Below are 16,401 nucleotides of genomic sequence, written 5' to 3'. Positions count from 1 at the left end.
GTCTGGTGGGCTCGGAGATGTGTATAAGAGCCGGCCCGACGAGACCGTCACCGTCTCGTCGGGCGCCGTGCCGTCTGGCACGCGGTTCTGGTTCGTGCACAACTGGTCGGAGAAGCCCGCCACGGCCGTCGCACCCGCCGACCTTATCGACGCGCTGGGTGGCGAGAGCCTCTCGGCGGGAGACGACATCACCCTCGGGCCGTGGGCGGTGCGCGTCTTCTCGGCAGGATGACCGCGCCCCCTGCCGGGGCGGCGAGCCGCCGCATCCATCACCCACCCCCTATGCCGCACCACCCGACCGCAGCCTGCACCAACCGAACAGCCTGCACCATCACAAAAGAAAGGCACATGGCAATGTCAGCATCACGTACAGCAAGGAAGCTGGGCGTCATCGTCGTCGTGGGGGCGCTCGCGCTCACCGCGTGCTCACCCGGAGGCGGTGGAGGAGACGAGGCCGCCACGACCGACGACATCACCGCCGAACAGCGCGAGGAGGCGCTCAGCACCCCCACCGAACTCACTTTCTGGACATGGGTTCCCGACATCGAGAACCAGGTCGCCCTGTTCGAGGAGACCTACCCCGAGATCGACGTCACGGTGGAGAACGTCGGCCAGGGACTCCCGCACTACCAGAAGCTGCGCAGCGCGCTCGAGGCCGGAGAAGGTGCGCCGGATGTCGCGCAGATCGAGTACCAGTACATTCCGTCGTTCGTGCTGAGCGAGGCGCTGCTCGACCTCACCCCGTACGGTGCGAGTGAGATCGAGGATGACTACGTCGGCTGGGCCTGGAACCAGGTCGCACCGGGCGAGCAGGTGTGGGGTATCCCGCAAGACGTCGGCCCGATGGGCAACCTCTACCGCGAAGACCTGCTGACCCAGGCGGGAATCACGGAACCACCCGCTACCTGGGAGGAGTACGCCACCGCTGCCAGAGCAGTGAAAGACACCACTGGTTCGTACATCTCGAATCTCGGCGCGACCCAGGCTGGGCAGCTGATCGGATTCATGTGGCAGCGCGGCGCCAAGCCGTTCGGCTACGACGGTGAGCAGACGGTCTCGATCGACGTCAACAGCGACGAGGCGAAGGAGGTCGCCACCTACTGGACCGACCTGATCCAGGAAGACCTCATCTCGGTCGACGTGGACTTTCAGGACCAGTGGTACCAGGGCCTGGCGAGCGGCAAGTACGCCGGCTGGCTGACGGCGGCGTGGGGACCGGTGTTCCTGCAGGGAACGGCGGAGTCGACCTCCGGGCTGTGGAGGGCGGCACCGCTTCCGCAGTGGGAAGAGGGCGACAACGTTTCGGGAAACTGGGGGGGATCGTCGGACGCGGTGCTCGCCTCGAGCGAGAACCCCATCGCCGCCTACGAACTCGCGAAGTTCATCAATAACGACGACGCATCGGCACTGAGCCTCGCGACGGAGCAGTTCCTGTTCCCGCCGCAGACGTCGGTGCTCGAGAACGCGGAGTTCGCCGACCAGGAATCGGAGTTCTACGGCGGCCAGAAGGTCAACGAGCTGTTCTCGGAGATCTCCGACACGGTCGACACCGAATTCCAGTGGCTCCCGTTCATGGAATACGTCTACTCGAGCTACGAGGAGACGATCGGCACAGTGATCGCCGAGAAGGGCGACATCGCCGCAGCCCTCGACGACTGGCAGGACCAGCTCGTCAGCTACGCCGAGTCGCAGGGCTTCACGGTCGAGTGACCGCCGTCGAATAACCCGCCCTCGTGGGGCGTCGCCTGACTCCGGTCGGCGGCGCCCCTACCAGGGCCGCGGGGCCCTTCCCCCGCGGCCCGCCCACCATCCTCACGAAGGAGCAGAAGTGTCGCACCCCACCGCGCTCAGAGCCGAGCGCCCCTCCGCCACCGCGCCGCCCCGGCGGCGGGTCAGCACCACCAAGCGCAAGCAGAACATCGCCGCCTACCTCTTCATCCTCCCGTTCTTCGTGATCTTCCTCGCCATGCTCGTGGTGCCGCTCGTCTACTCCGGGTACCTCAGCCTGTTCGAGAGTCGCCTCATCGGCGGCGAGGCATTCGCCGGGCTCGCCAACTACTCGCGGGCACTGCAGGATCCCCAGTTCTTGAGCAGCGTCGGCAGGGTGGGGCTCTTCCTCCTCATCCAGGTGCCGATCATGCTGGGGATCGCGCTGGTACTGGCGCTCGTGCTCGACACCGGCAGGGCGGGCGGATCGAAGGCGGGCCGACTGCTGATCTTCATCCCCTACGCGGTACCCGCGGTGGTCGCCACCCTGATGTGGGGCTACCTGTACGGACCCGACTTCGGCCCCATCGCTCAGGTCTCCCGCGCGGTCGGCCTCGGAACGCCCGACTTTCTCTCACCGGAGAACATCCTCGGGTCGCTGATCAACATCGTGACCTGGGAATTCATCGGCTACAACATGATCATCATCTACGCGGCCCTGCGGTCGATTCCGCCCGAGTTGTACGAAGCGGCGGAGATCGACGGTGCCGGCCCGATCCGCACCGCCTGGAGCGTCAAGATCCCCGCGGTCCGGCCCGCGATCGTGCTGACCATCATCTTCTCCATCATCGGCTCGTTCCAGCTCTTCGCCGAACCGAGCCTGCTCAACGCCATCGCCCCTGATGCCATCACCAATTCGTTCACGCCGAACTACTACGCCTACAACCTCGCCTTCATCAACCGGGAGCTCAACTACGCCGCGGCCATCGCCTTCCTGCTCGGGATCGTGATCGCGGTCATCTCCTACGTGGTGCAGCTCAGCGAGCAACGGCGCGAACGCCGAGAGGGGGCGATGTGATGAGCACCGTGAAGACCGTCTCCACCTCTGGCGCAGGCGCGCCAGCCGAGGAAACAGTGGACAACGCCCCCCGGTCCGAACGGCGGCAGAAGCGCAGCCCGCTGCTCACGGTCCTGCTGTGGATCTGCGTGCTCTACTTCGTGCTTCCGCTGTGGTGGCTGCTGGTCTCGTCGACCAAGGACAACTCCTCGCTGTTCGCCACCTTCGGCCTGTGGTTCGGGGGCGACTTCGCACTGTGGGACAACCTGCAGACCCTGTTCTCGGTTCGCGGGGGCATCTTCTCCCGCTGGATGCTCAACTCGCTGCTCTATGCGGTCGTCTCGGCAACCGGGGCGACGCTCCTTGCCACTATGGCCGGATACGCCTTCGCGAAGTTCCGCTTTCCCGGCAGCAGGCTGCTGTTCAGCATGACCCTCGGCGCGGTGATGATTCCCGTCACCGCTCTCGCGCTGCCCACCTACCTGCTGTTCTCGTCGGCCGGTCTCACCAACACCATCTGGGCCATCATCATCCCGTCGCTGGTCAGCCCGTTCGGTGTCTACCTGATGAGGGTCTATGCGGCCGACGCGATCCCCGACGGCCTCATCGAGGCGGCCAGGGTCGACGGGGCCGGCGAGTTCCGCATCTTCTGGCAGGTGGGGCTGCGCCTGCTCGGGCCCGGGCTCGTCACGGTGTTCCTGTTCAACCTCGTCGGCACCTGGAACAACTACTTCCTGCCGCTGATCATGCTGAACAGCTCCGAGCTGTACCCGATCACGGTGGGGCTCGCGCAACTGCAGTCTGCGGCCAGCGCGGGCGGAGGGTCGCAGGCACTCTTCTCGACGGTGATCACCGGGGCGTTCGTATCGACCGTGCCGCTGATCTTCGCGTTCCTGTTCTTGCAGCGCTACTGGCAGACCGGTCTCGCGACCGGCGGAGTGAAAGGATGACCCGAATGACGAACGAACCCCTGTGGCCGCCACACCGAATGTGGTTCGGCGGAGACTACAACCCCGAGCAGTGGCCACGGGAGGTCTGGGCCGACGACCTCCGGCTCATGCGGGAGGCGGGTGTGACCGTTGTCACGGTCGGGGTCTTCTCCTGGGCGAGGCTCGAGCCGCGCGAGGGCGAGTTCGACTTCGCCTGGCTCGACGACGTACTCGACGGCCTGCACTCGGCCGGCATCGGGGTCGACCTCGCGACGGCCACCGCATCGCCGCCGCCGTGGATGGCGCTGCACCACCCCGACATCCTTCCGGTCACGCGCGACGGGGTGCGCCTGTCACCCGGATCGCGGCAGCACTACAGCCCGAGCTCGGCGACCTACCGGCGATTCGCCGAGCGGCTGGTGCGGGCGATGGTCGAGAGGTACGCGAAGCACCCGGCGATCGTGGCGTGGCACATCAACAATGAATATGGATGCCACGTGAGCCACAGCTACGACGACGAGTCGGCGGCCGCATTCCGCTCCTGGCTCGAGCTCAAGTACGGCGACATCGACACCCTCAACGACGCGTGGGGAACCGCGTTCTGGTCGCAGTGGTACGGCTCGTTCGACGAGATCCTGCCGCCCAGGGCGGCGCCCACCTTCGGCAACCCCGGGCACCTGCTCGATTTCGACCGGTTCAGCTCGGATGCCTTGCGGGAGCTATTCCGGGCGGAGGCGGCCATCCTGCGCGCGGCGACGCCCGAGATACCGATCACGACCAACTTCATGGGCTTCTTCAAGGGCGTCGACTACTGGTCGTGGGCAGACGACGTGGACTTCGTCTCCGACGATTCCTATCCAGACCCCGCCGACCCGTTCTCGCCGATCTTCGCCGCCGCCTCCCGCGACCTGATGCGGTCGCTCGGCGGCGGGGCACCGTGGGTGCTCATGGAGCAGGCGCCGAGTGCGGTGAACTGGCGCGAGCGCAACGCGCCGAAGCCCGCGGGCATGAACCGCCTGCACTCCCTGCAGGCGGTGGCTCGCGGCGCCGACGGCGTCATGTACTTTCAGTGGCGCCAGTCCCGCGCGGGTGCGGAGAAATTCCACTCGGGCATGGTTCCGCATTTCGGCGAGCACTCGCGCATCTTTCGCGAGACCGCCGCAATCGGCGCGCAGCTGGGCGGCCTCGACGACCTGATCGGCAGCACCCTCCATGCCGATGTGGCGATCGTCTTCGACTGGGACGCCTGGCGGCTGCTCGAGCAGCAGGCGGTGCCGACCGCGCTGAATTACCGCGAGATCGTCCTCGGGTGGTACCGCTCGCTCTGGGAACGCGGCATTCTCGTCGACTTCGTGCACCCGCACGGCGACCTCTCCCGGTACTCGGTGGTCATCGCGCCTGCCATGGTGGTCGCCGACACGCAGACCCAGGAGGCGCTCGAGGCGTTCGTCGACGGTGGCGGCCGGCTGGTCATGACCGCCTCCTCGGCCATCGTCGACGAGAAGGCCCACATCCACCTCGGGGGATACCTCGGGGAGCTGCGCAACACCCTCGGCCTCGGCATCGAGGAGATCGCGCCGCTCGCCGGTCCCGACCTCGCCGCGACCGGGCAGGCGCCGGTGCCGGCCACCGCGATCACCGGCGAGATCACCGGCGAGGCGCGCCTGTGGAGGGAGTTCGTTCACCCGAGTACCGCCACGGTGCTCTCGACCTTCGACGATCCCATCGTCGGCGGCTGGCCCGCGATCACGGTCAACCACCGCGGGGATGGGCGCGCCTGGTACGTGGCGACCATGCTCGGCGAAGAGGCCACCGACGCACTCGTCGACCTGGTGCTCGCCGACGCCGGCATCCCCACGACGCGCGAGCGGGGATCGACGATCGAGGTCGTGCGCCGCGGCAACCGGGTCTTCCGGCTGGACCACGCGACGGGCGAGGCGGCCATCGAGATCGTCGACGAGGTAGGTGACGACACGGCCTGACCGTGGCCTCGGCCCGCCTGCTGTCGTAGGGTCGGTGTTCGTGCGTTTCACCAATGACGCCGCGGCCACCCGCCTCGGACAGCAGGCGGGCCATCCCCTTTTCGACGAAGAACAGGATCTCCATGCACTATCGCAACCTCGGCAACAGCGGCGCAGTCGTCTCCACCTACGCGCTCGGCACGATGACCTTCGGGGCGGAGGCAGATGAAGCGACGTCGCACCAGATGCTCGACACCTACGTCGAGTCGGGCGGCACCTTCATCGACACGGCCGACGTCTACAGCTCAGGGGTATCGGAGACCATCATCGGTAAGTGGCTCGCCACCCACCCGACCGAAGCGCAGCAGATGGTCATCGCCACCACGGGATGGGCGCCGGCGCAAACGACCGCGGCACGAGCCGGCGCCACCTGCGCACCGCCCTCGATGACTCGCTGCGTCGACTGGGCACGGACCACATCGACCTCTACCAGCTGCACGCGTGGGACGCCCTGACCCCGCTGGAGGAATCGCTCCGCTTTCTCGACGACGCCATCCGCAGCGGCAAGATCGGGTACTACGGCTTCTCGAACTTCCTCGGGTGGCAGCTGACCAAGGCCGTGCACGTGGCCAGGGCGCTGGGCCTCGCCGCCCCGGTGACGCTGCAGCCGCAGTACAGCCTGCTGGTGCGCGAGATCGAATCGGAGATCGTGCCGGCAGCACTCGACGCCGGCATGGGACTCCTGCCGTGGTCGCCGCTCGGCGGAGGGTGGCTCTCCGGCAAGTACCAGCGCGACACCGACCCCACCGGCGCGACCCGCCTGGGCGAAGACCCCGATCGCGGTATGGAGGCGTTCGGTCCACGCAACGCGCAGGAGCGCACCTGGCAGATCGTCGACGCCGTCGCCGAGACCGCGACGGAGCTCGGCGTCAACAGTGCACAGGTATCGCTCGCCTGGCTCGAGGCGCAGCCCGCGGTGACCTCGGTCATCCTGGGGGCGCGCACCGTCGACCAGCTCGCGCAGAATCTCGCGGCGTCGGACCTCGAACTGAGCGCCGAACAGCTCGGCCGCCTCACCACGGTCAGCGCACCGGTCGTCTCGGATTACCCCTACGGCCCAGCGGGTGTCGAGCAGCGGTTCCGCGCGGTCAGCGACTGAGCCGTCGTATCTCGACCCGGGTGCCAGAGGCGCTCGGGTCGAGATACAGCTCACGGGCGCAGGAGGATCTTTCCCGCGCGACCTGCGGTGAAGTTCGCCGCGCTCGCCGCCCTGGCCTCGTCGAAATCGAAGGTCGCCTCGACCGGAAGGGTGAGCGAGCCCTCCCCGATACGTGTGACGAGCTCGCGCAAGAGGCCCGTGCGCTTTTCCGAGCTCATCGCGCCCATTACTCTGCTGCCCCAGAACCCAGTGACGGCGATGTTCTTGAAGATGATCTGCCCCGACGGGATCTGCAGCGTGGGGGAACCCATAGCACCGAAGATGACGAGGGAACCGTTCTCGGCGAGGAGCGAGGCGATGTCGCCCGCGGCCGCTCCACCGACTGAGTCGACGCCCGCCACGATGGGTGCACCCGAGGTGATCGCGGCGACCCTGTCGGCCCATCCCTCGGTGTCGGTCGCGACGATGCTGCCGATGCCCTGTCTGCGCATCTCCTCGATACCGTCCGCGCGGCGCACGAGTCCGACCACGTTGATGCCACGGGCCCTACCGAGCTGCGCAACGAGACGGCCGACAGCACCGTTGGCGGTGTTCTGCACGATCCAGTCGCCCGGCGCGAGATCGAGCGAATCGAGGAGGCCGATCGCGCTGAGCGGCATCGACACGAGTTGGGCTGCGACCTCGTCGCTGATGCCGTCGGGCACGGGAATGAGGCCGGCGGCCTTCGCGACGAAGAACTCCGCCCAGACGCCGAAGGTGCCCCCGGTCGCGACGCGCTGCCCGACCTGGAGACTGTCGACTCCGGCGCCGAGCGCATCGACGATGCCGACGGCTTCGGTTCCGGCGCGGGCGGGGAGCTCTGGCGTGAACCCGTAGGTGCCGCGGATCGTCCAGAGGTCATGGTTGTGGATCGGGCTGAGCAGGGTGCGCACGCGCACTTCGCCATCGCCCGGCTCGGGGGTAGCAACGTTCTCGACGGTGAGTACCTCGGTGGGCTCACCGAATTCGTGATGGATGACGGCGCGCATGGTGCCTCGACTTTCGTTGGGGTGGTGGGGTGGGGTTGATCAGGCGATGATGGCGATGATCGCGGTTGCGACGGCGATGAGAGGGAAGACGCCCTGGCGAATCGCCGCCGACCTCTTATCGGCGAAGGCGACGAACAGAACGGTCGCGGCGGCGAGCATCGATGCCGTGCCGGCGAGTAGGAGGGTCAGCCCGACAGCTGAGGCGACGGCGGTTGCACTCGTCGCGGTGACGACAATGCCGGCGGCCGTGATGATGGCGAGGAAGAGGTTGTAGAAGCCCTGGTTGAAGGCGAGTGCCGACGTCGCCTGCACCTCGGCGGGCGTGGCAGGCCCGAAAGTTCTTCGCGCGGCGCGGCCACTCCAGGCGAGGGATTCCATCCAGAAGACGTAGACGTGGAGGGCGGCAGCGAGGCCCGCGAAGACGAACGAAACGACGATCACGATGGCCCTCCAATTGAAATGGTCATTTCACTATATACTGGAATGACCGGTACACAACCGAATGCAGGGAGCGCGGGAATGGGACGATCACGGTTGTTCGACGAGGCCGACGTCGTTCGGTCGGCGCGACAGGTGTTCTGGGATCGTGGCTATGAAGCGACGGCCGTGCCCGACCTCGAAGCGGCCACCGGGCTCAACCGATCGAGCATCTACCACCATTTCGACAGTAAACGCGGACTCTTCGATGCGGTGGTCGATTCCTATCTCGACGATGTGGTCCGCCCGAGGCTCGCCCCCCTGATGTCGCCTCGGGTTGAGCCCGGCGCGCTCGAGGGCTATCTCCTCGGTCTGCAGCGCGCCATGCTCGACGAGTCGACGGCGCTGTCGACGAACGGATGCCTGCTGTTGAATGCCAACGGTTCCGCACTCGGTCATGAAGCGGCGCTGCAGACGGTGATCTCCCGGTATTGCGCCGACCTGCGCGCGGCGATCGCCTCAGGAGTGACTGCCGCCCGGCCGGAACTCGACTCCGCGGCGCACGAAACTACGGTGACGACCTGCACCGGGCTCATCTTCGCGGCGATGGCCATCGTCCGAAACGATCGTCTCGCAGCGGCCGGCATGATCGACGCAGCGCTCGGCGTCGTGAGCCGCGGCTAGATCGCCGATCCGCGCTACCGGTATGGGACCGCGGTCAGGACGGTGCCGTGATCGTGGCTGTTGCCCGTGCCGACGCGATCGCGGAACGGTACTGCGCGACCATGCGCTCGCGCCCGAAGTGCGGACGCGCCGACAGCGAGGCCCGGCGCATCATCGGGCGCTGGCTGAGCGCGAGGTCCCACGCGGCGGCGATCTGCGCAGCGTCGTGCGCGGTGACGAGCCCGATGCCGTCGGTCGCCCGCGCGGCATCCCCCACATCGGTCGTCACCGGGGTCGCGCCACACGCGGCTCCCTCGAGCAGACACAGCGGAGACGCCTCGCCGAAGGCACTGGTCAGGGCCACGATGTCGGCGACCTGGTAGATGCGGGGCATGTCGTTGCGAATGCCGAGCGGGTGCAGCCGCGACGGGTCGGTGATGCCGCTCGCCTCGACGAGGTAGCGAAAGGCGTCGTTCTCCCACGTCATTCCCGCCCCGCACATCACGTAGTGGGTGTCGTCGCGCCGTGCGCTGTGCTCCGCGACCGCCCGCAGGAACAACCCGGGGTCCTTCATCGCATCGAACCGGGCGGCGAACACGACGACGGGAGCGGACTTGTGGATGCCGAGGGCCCGCCGGGTGCGTCGAAGCTGCCGTGACGACCCCGGGGTGAACCGCTGCGTATCGATGCCGTTGGCCACGACCCGCTGCTCGGCCGGCTCGACGCCCGCCGCGAGGTACGCGTCACGGGTGGATTCGGCGCACGAGATCGTCGAGGTGACGAGCCCGGTCTGCGATGCCTCGACCAGCCACGACAGGGCAGCACCGGAGTGCGTCGGGTCGGAACGGTGCAGGCACACGATCACCGGAACGTCGGGCATCATGCCGCGGTCGCGCAGCGCGAGCAGCACACCGAGGGGCTGCTCCTTGAGGCACACCACGACGTCGGCGTCGGCGACCAGGCCGGCGACGAACTGCAGCTCGGCGTCGGTGAAGTCGTGCCGCTCGGGCGGCGTCGCGCCCGCTTCCCGCGCGAGCGAATGGATGGGAACGCCCGCGTCGGCGAGGCGCTGGTAACGCGGGTCGTCCTGCATGCGCTGCACGGTGCCCTCGCGCCGTGCCTCGGAGGTGAGCGAGAGCACGCTGTGCTGCTGTTCTCGTCCGTGCAGCCCCACGATGACGTCGGTGTGCAGGATGCGCGCACCCCCGGCGAAGAAGCCCTCGTACAGGGAAAGCACGCGAATGGGGTGGGACATGTCAGCACCTCTCGGTGTCGGTGGTGCGCAACCCGTTGGCCCGGGTGAGACATCTCCCCACAGCAAGGTGAACGGGGGATGTTCGGCGCTGGAGCGCTGGGTGAACGGCGACTGTGGAGGGGTGCCGTGCGGGGGAGTACGTCGCCGATGGGGCGCGCCTCGCGCTAGATCCAGCCCTGCTGCCACGCGATCTCGGCCGCTTCGTGGCGGGAGGCGGCATCCAACTTGGTCATCGCCGACGACAGGTGATTGCGCACCGTACCGGGTGCGAGGTGCAGGTGGTCGGCGATCTCCTGCACGCTGCGGGTGGACTGACTGATGCGCAGGGCGTCGAGCTCGCGATCGGTCAGCGGGCAGCGCTCGGCGGTGAGCGCGGTGGCGGCGATCTCCTGGTCGATGTAACGCCGGCCCGCAGCGACGTCGCGAATCACGTTCGCCAGCTCATCCGCGGGGGTGGACTTCGGCACGAATCCCGCGACCCTGGCCGCGAGCGCTCGCCGCAGCACCCCGGGACGGGAATGCCGGGTGACGATGATCACTCGGGTCGCCACCGTCGCGAGGATACGCGTGGCCGCCTCGACCCCATCGGCTCCTGGCATCTCGAGGTCGAGCAGGCACACGTCTGGCCGGGTCTCGATGGCGCGCTCGATTGCAGCGAGGCCGTTGTCGACGTCGGCGACGACCTCGATGTCGGGCTCGAGCCCGAGCAGCGCGCACAGGGCCCCGCGAATGAGGTGCTCGTCGTCGGCGACCAGCAGACGGATGCTGCGGCCCGCTGCCTGCCCGTCGCTCATGCCTGCGCACCCACCGGTGCGTGCACGCGCACCCGCAGCTCGAAGCTGTCGGCTGCGGCATCCACTGCCGTTTCGAGGCTGCCGCCCACGGCCGAGAGCCGACCGCGGAGGCCCGCGAGCCCGCTGCCGTCACCGCGCGGGGCAGGGGAATCCGCCGGGGCGAGACCGTTGTTGCCGATCAGCATGGTCGTCACGTCGCCGCTCGAGTCGCCGGCGCCGGTCTGACCGGCGACGTCGAGCTGGATCCACACCCGGGTGGCTTCGCTGTGCCGCAGGATGTTCGTCGTCGCCTCGCGCACCACGAGCGCGAGCACGCGCTGCTCATCGGTGCCGGCGGGAAGCGCACCGACGCGCAGGTCGCACTCCGCGCCAGCTGCGGCGAGTACCTCCCTGGCATTCTCGAGTTCCTGGTCGAGCCCGATGTGGCGGTATCCGGCGATGAGCGACCGGGTCTCCTCCATGGCCTGTTTCGCGATCAGTCGGCTCGCCCGCACGTGCTCCCGCGCGGCCTCGGGGTCGGTCGACATGAGGCGCTCGGCGAGTTCGGTCTTCAGGGCGATGACCTGCAGGTGGTGGCCCTGGATGTCGTGCAGGTCGGAGGCGAAGCGGAGGCGCTCCTGGGCGACGGCGAGCTCGGCGGCGACGGCGCGGTGCCGGTCGAGGGTCACGACGATGTCCCACCACCACAGGCTGCTCAACACGAACGCCGGCAGCAACATCACATAGAAGATGAGCAGCCACACGCCGGCGTAATCGGCGATGGCGAACGGCCGCTCGAGCACGGCCGCTGCGAGCAATGGATGCAGCGCCGTGACGATCACGCCGGCGACGAGCACCAGCCGCCGCGGACCGGTCTGTAGGAGTGCAGCGACGAGGTTGACGGCCATCCACAGCGGAATGGCAGTGAACAGGCCCATGCCGGGAATGAACAGGCCGAGACCCCAGACGGCCGCGGCGGTGGCGACGGTGGCGCCGGTCCAGGCTGGCGCGGGCAGGCCGCCACCGCGTCCCACCGTGAGGAACCAGCAGTAGCGAACCTGCAGGGCACTCGCGACGATGATCGCGCCGACCAGGATGACCGGCGCCGCCCGCGGCGGCGACGCCAGTGATGCCGTCGCCGCGAGCAGCACCACGGCATCGAGCAGAACGTAGACGAACACGACGGCGCCCAGTGTGTACAGCCAGGTCGCGTGCACACCGCGCCCGGGCTCACGATGTGACCCCGATGGCGCACCGGGAGACGTGACGACGCTGGGCATGCCCCCACAGTATGCCCATGACATTTGTCACGGTTGGCCGGTCGAAAGCACCCGTGATGCCGTGACTACTGCACACTTTTGGGCGTGAATCGGGCCCGCAAGACTGGTGTCAGCACGACCGGCGCACCTCAGCCGCGCACCCCGACGAAAGGCACCTCGTGATCGAATCCCTGCAGGACTTCACCTCCGGACTCCCCCCGCTGCTGCAATGGCTCGGCGTGCTCCTGGTCTCCGCCATCCCCTTCGTGGAGTCCTACGGCGGTTCCGTCATCGGCATCATCGCGGGCCTCAACCCGGTCATCGCGATCGTGGCGGCCATCGTCGGCAACGTGATCTCGATGATCATCTTCGTACTCAGCGCACACCGGGTACGCACGAGAGTCGCGAAGCCGAAAGAGTTGACCCCCCGTCGCGAGAAGCTCCGCCGGCGCTTCGACCGCTACGGTGTCGCCGGGGTGAGCCTGCTCGGTCAGACCGTACTGCCGAGCCAGATCACGTCGGCGGCGATGGTCTCGTTCGGGGCATCGAAGGACGCCGTCATTCTGTGGCAGACCATCTCGATCATCATCTGGGGCGTCGCCTTCGGTGTGCTCGCCGCGCTCGGGGTGTCACTCGTCGAGTAGTCCTGCGCCGGTGGACGGTTTTGCCGTGCGGTGGGCGCTGGGAGAAGCATCCGAATCACCGCTCTCGAACGCCACCGGGCAGGCGTAGCCTGACGCAATGAACCGTCCCACCATTGCCACGGTCGGCGAGCTGCGCTCAGCCGGATACGAACTGAAAAGCCTGCGCGCGGAGATTCGCGACAACCTGCTGTCGGCCCTCGGTGAGGGCCGCGACCCGTGGCCGGGACTGCACGGCTTCGAGTCCACCGTCATTCCGCAGCTCGAGCGGGCGCTCATCGCTGGCCATGACATCGTGCTGCTGGGCGAGCGCGGCCAGGGCAAGACGCGCCTGCTGCGCACCCTCGCCGGGCTGCTCGACGAGTGGTCGCCCGTGATCGCCGGCTCCGAGCTGGGCGAGCACCCGCTCGAGCCGATCACCGCCGAGAGCCAGCGCCGTGCCGCGGAGCTCGGTGACGACCTGCCGGTGAGCTGGCGACCGCGCGAGGAGCGCTACGTCGAGAAGCTGGCCACCCCCGACACGAGCGTCGCCGACCTCATCGGCGACGTCGACCCGATGAAGGTCGCCGAGGGTCGCAGCCTGGGCGATGTCGAGACCATCCACTTCGGCCTCATCCCGCGCGGACACCGCGGCATCGTCGCCATCAACGAGCTGCCCGACCTCGCCGAGCGCATCCAGGTCGCCATGCTCAACGTGATGGAGGAGCGCGACATCCAGATTCGCGGCTACGTCGTGCGCCTGCCGCTCGATGTGCTCGTCGTCGCCAGCGCGAATCCCGAGGACTACACCAACCGCGGTCGCATCATCACGCCGCTCAAGGACCGGTTCGGTGCCGAGATCCGCACCCACTATCCGACCGAATTGGATGCCGAGATCGCCGTCATCCGCCAGGAAGCCGACCTCGTCGCCGAGGTCCCGGACTACCTGATCGAGATACTGGCGCGTTTCACCCGCGCGCTGCGCGCCTCGAGTGCGGTCGACCAGCGCAGCGGAGTCAGCGCCAGGTTTGCCATCGCGGGTGCGGAGACCATCGCGGCCGCCGCCCTTCACCGGGCCACCCGCCAGAAGGAGGGCGAGGCCGTCGCTCGCCCGGTCGACCTCGAGACCGCGGTCGAGGTGCTCGGCGGCAAGATCGAGTTCGAATCGGGCGAAGAGGGCCGCGAAGACGAGATCTTCGACCACCTGCTTCGCGTCGCCACCGCCGAGACGGTGCGCGAGCACTATCGCGGCGTCGACTTCACCGTGCTCGTCGAGGCGATCGAGAACGGGGTGATGGTCACCACGGGGGAGCAGGTCACTGCCCGCGACTTCCTCACCGGCCTGCCGGCCCTGGGCGAATCCGAACTGTACGACGAGGTGAGCGCCCGGCTCGGCGCGACCAGTGACGGCCAACGCGCCGGGGCGATCGAGCTCGCGCTCGAGGGTCTCTACCTCTCACGCCGGGTCAGCAAGGAGAGCGGCGGGGGCGAGACGATCTATGGCTAGGGCCAACCGCAGGCTCACCCGCGCCCTGCGCTACGGCAGGTACGACGGTGGGCCGGACCCGCTCGCCCCTCCCGTCGACATCGCCGAGGCGCTCGACGCCATCGGTGACGACGTGATGGCCGGGTACTCGCCAGAGCAGGCCATGCGCGAGTTCCTGCGCCGCGGGGGAAAGAACCAGGCGGGCCTCGACGACCTCGCCAGGCGGGTCGCCGAACGCCGCCGCGAACTGACGAAGAAGCACAACCTCGACGGCACGCTGCAGGAGGTCAAGGAGCTGCTCGACAAGGCGGTGCTCGCCGAGCGGGGACAGCTCGCGCGCGACACCGCCATGGACGACGGCGACCGCGCCCTCGCCGAGATGCAGCTCGACAACCTGCCGGCATCGCCGGCCGCGGCGGTCAACGAGCTGGGGTCGTACCAGTGGCAGAGCCCCGAGGCCCGCGCGGACTTCGAGAAAATCAAGGACCTGCTCGGTCGCGAGATGCTCGACCAGCGCTTCGCTGGCATGAAGAACGCGCTGGAGAATGCGACCGACGCCGATCGCGCGGCCATCACCGAGATGCTGAACGACCTCAACGACCTGCTCGCGTCCCACCAGCGGGGCGAGGACACCCCTGAACAGTTCGACGACTTCATGGCAAAGCACGGAGAGTACTTTCCCGAGGGCCCCGAGAACATCGACGAGCTGCTCGACGCGCTCGCCGAACGCGCAGCCGCGGCCCAGCGCATGCGCAACTCGATGACCCAGGAACAGCGCGACGAGCTCGACGCCCTCGCGCAGCAGGCCTTCGGGTCGCCCGAGCTCATGGAGTCGCTGGCCCAGCTCGACGGCACCCTGCAATCGCTGCGGCCAGGGGAGGACTGGGGTGGATCCGAGCGCATGGAGGGGCAGGACGGCCTCGGCCTCGGCGACGGCACGGGCGTGTTCCAGGACCTCGCCGACCTCGACGCGCTGTCGGAACAGCTGTCGCAGTCGTACGACGGTTCCCGGCTCGACGACCTCGACCTCGACACGCTCTCCCGCCAGCTCGGCGATGAGGCCACCGTCGACGCCCGCACGCTCCAGCAGCTCGACAAGGCGCTGCGCGACTCCGGAACGACCAAGCGCGGCTCCGACGGCCAGCTCAAGCTGACCCCCAAGGCGATGCGTCAGCTCGGCAAGGCCCTGCTGCGCGACGTCGCCGAGAAGCTCTCCGGTCGGCAGGGCGCCCGCGAACTGCGCCAGGCCGGCGCCGCGGGGGAGCGGTCTGGCGCGACGAGGGAATGGGCGTTCGGCGACACCGAGCCGTGGGACGTGACCCGCACCATCACCAACGCGATCACCAGGGAGGCCGGGAAGGGCGCGCGGACTGGAGCTGGCACGGGGCCAGGCGCTGGCGTGCGCATCGAGATCGGCGACGTCGAGGTGCAGGAGACCGAGGCCCGTACGCAGGCCTGCGTCGCCCTGCTGGTCGATACGTCGTTCTCGATGGCGATGGACGGGCGGTGGGTGCCGATGAAGCGCACCGCGCTCGCCCTGCACACCCTGGTGACCAGCCGGTTCCGCGGTGACGACCTCCAGCTCATCGGCTTCGGACGCTCTGCCAAGGTCATGGATATCGAGAACCTCGTGGGGCTCGAGGAGAAGTACGAGAAGGGTACCAACCTGCACCATGCCCTGCTGCTCGCGAACCGGCACTTCCGTAAGCACCCTGGCGCGCAGCCGGTGCTGCTGATCGTCACCGACGGCGAGCCGACCTCGCACCTCGAGGCCAGCGGCGAGGTCTACTTCGACTACCCGCCCGCGCCCATCACCATCGCATACTCCGTGCGCGAGCTCGAGAACTCGGCACGCCTCGGCGCGCACACCACGTTCTTTCGCCTGGGAGACGACCCGGGGCTCGCCCGCTTCATCGACTCGATGGCGCACCGGGTCGGCGGCAGCGTCGTCGCCCCGGAGGTCGACGACCTCGGAGCGGCGGTGGTGGGCGCCTATCTCGGGTCGCGGCGTGCGGACGGCGGATCGAACGGAGACGTGTTCGGCATCTGACCCGGGCTGCGTGCGGCGGGCCCGGGCGGGCGCGACC

Annotated in this window: 14 protein-coding genes and 1 pseudogene; 10 read left to right on the top strand and 5 right to left on the bottom strand. The window is 68.4% G+C overall.

The window, feature by feature from the left end; genetic code table 11:
- The 6 genes and pseudogenes from G5S38_RS12125 to G5S38_RS12100 all read left to right on the top strand — a co-directional run.
- The coding region (locus tag G5S38_RS12125) for a Beta-galactosidase C-terminal domain (RefSeq protein ID WP_235929053.1) at window positions 1–232 on the top strand (232 nt) is incomplete at its 5' end.
- Between the two features lie 116 nt (window positions 233–348).
- Window positions 349–1,710, top strand: a complete 1,362-nt coding sequence (locus tag G5S38_RS12120; protein WP_235929052.1) for an ABC transporter substrate-binding protein — start codon at window positions 349–351, stop codon at window positions 1,708–1,710.
- Window positions 1,711–1,828: 118 nt separating this feature from the next.
- Window positions 1,829–2,785: a carbohydrate ABC transporter permease gene (locus G5S38_RS12115; RefSeq protein WP_235929051.1), complete on the top strand. Its 957-nt coding sequence runs from the start codon at window positions 1,829–1,831 to the stop codon at window positions 2,783–2,785.
- Window positions 2,785–3,714 carry a carbohydrate ABC transporter permease gene (locus G5S38_RS12110; protein WP_165068994.1) on the top strand — a complete coding sequence of 310 codons (930 nt, stop codon included), beginning with the start codon at window positions 2,785–2,787 and terminating at the stop codon, window positions 3,712–3,714. The genes G5S38_RS12115 and G5S38_RS12110 overlap by 1 nt, the downstream gene beginning before the upstream one ends.
- A gap of 5 nt (window positions 3,715–3,719) precedes the next feature.
- Window positions 3,720–5,675: a beta-galactosidase gene (locus tag G5S38_RS12105; RefSeq protein WP_165068991.1), complete on the top strand. Its 1,956-nt coding sequence runs from the start codon at window positions 3,720–3,722 to the stop codon at window positions 5,673–5,675.
- Between the two features lie 122 nt (window positions 5,676–5,797).
- Window positions 5,798–6,813 (top strand): annotated as a pseudogene (locus G5S38_RS12100) (aldo/keto reductase).
- Between the two features lie 50 nt (window positions 6,814–6,863).
- On the opposite strand, the gene G5S38_RS12095 reads toward G5S38_RS12100, so the two are convergent.
- Both G5S38_RS12095 and G5S38_RS12090 read right to left on the bottom strand, forming a co-directional pair.
- Complete coding sequence (locus G5S38_RS12095; RefSeq protein WP_165068988.1) at window positions 6,864–7,841, bottom strand: zinc-binding dehydrogenase; 978 nt, start codon at window positions 7,839–7,841, stop codon at window positions 6,864–6,866.
- Window positions 7,842–7,880: 39 nt separating this feature from the next.
- Entirely contained in the window at window positions 7,881–8,282 is a 402-nt protein-coding gene (locus G5S38_RS12090) for a DUF1304 domain-containing protein (RefSeq protein ID WP_165068986.1), read from the bottom strand.
- Between the two features lie 93 nt (window positions 8,283–8,375).
- On the opposite strand from G5S38_RS12090, the gene G5S38_RS12085 reads away from it, so the two are divergent.
- Window positions 8,376–8,942, top strand: coding sequence for a TetR/AcrR family transcriptional regulator (locus G5S38_RS12085; protein ID WP_201276673.1), 567 nt, complete (start codon window positions 8,376–8,378; stop codon window positions 8,940–8,942).
- Between the two features lie 34 nt (window positions 8,943–8,976).
- Here G5S38_RS12085 and G5S38_RS12080 read toward each other — a convergent pair whose 3' ends face one another.
- The 3 genes from G5S38_RS12080 to G5S38_RS12070 form a co-directional block, all read right to left on the bottom strand.
- Window positions 8,977–10,176, bottom strand: coding sequence for a glycosyltransferase (locus tag G5S38_RS12080; RefSeq protein WP_165068984.1), 1,200 nt, complete (start codon window positions 10,174–10,176; stop codon window positions 8,977–8,979).
- 164 nt (window positions 10,177–10,340) lie between these two features.
- Window positions 10,341–10,970 (bottom strand): response regulator transcription factor, encoded by a 630-nt coding sequence (locus G5S38_RS12075; RefSeq protein WP_165068981.1) that lies wholly within the window; start codon window positions 10,968–10,970, stop codon window positions 10,341–10,343.
- Window positions 10,967–12,229 carry a sensor histidine kinase gene (locus tag G5S38_RS12070; RefSeq protein ID WP_165068979.1) on the bottom strand — a complete coding sequence of 421 codons (1,263 nt, stop codon included), beginning with the start codon at window positions 12,227–12,229 and terminating at the stop codon, window positions 10,967–10,969. Before G5S38_RS12070 ends, G5S38_RS12075 begins: the two co-directional genes overlap by 4 nt.
- Window positions 12,230–12,387: 158 nt before the next feature.
- Here G5S38_RS12070 and G5S38_RS12065 point away from each other — a divergent pair, with 158 nt between their 5' ends.
- The 3 genes from G5S38_RS12065 (at window position 12,388) to G5S38_RS12055 (ending at window position 16,364) form a co-directional block, all read left to right on the top strand.
- Complete coding sequence (locus G5S38_RS12065; RefSeq protein ID WP_165068977.1) at window positions 12,388–12,852, top strand: small multi-drug export protein; 465 nt, start codon at window positions 12,388–12,390, stop codon at window positions 12,850–12,852.
- Between the two features lie 97 nt (window positions 12,853–12,949).
- The gene (locus G5S38_RS12060; protein WP_165068975.1) at window positions 12,950–14,335 is read left to right on the top strand and encodes a magnesium chelatase; all 1,386 of its coding nucleotides are present in this window, start codon (window positions 12,950–12,952) and stop codon (window positions 14,333–14,335) included.
- Complete coding sequence (locus G5S38_RS12055; protein ID WP_165068973.1) at window positions 14,328–16,364, top strand: vWA domain-containing protein; 2,037 nt, start codon at window positions 14,328–14,330, stop codon at window positions 16,362–16,364. Before G5S38_RS12060 ends, G5S38_RS12055 begins: the two co-directional genes overlap by 8 nt.
- The last annotated feature ends 37 nt before the right edge of the window (window positions 16,365–16,401 follow it).

The sequence above is a fragment of the Marisediminicola senii genome, assembly GCF_011057645.1.
Lineage (GTDB): Bacteria > Actinomycetota > Actinomycetes > Actinomycetales > Microbacteriaceae > Marisediminicola > Marisediminicola senii.
Note: the sequence above shows the minus strand (reverse complement) of the source record. Positions and strands in the feature narration are given on the sequence as shown.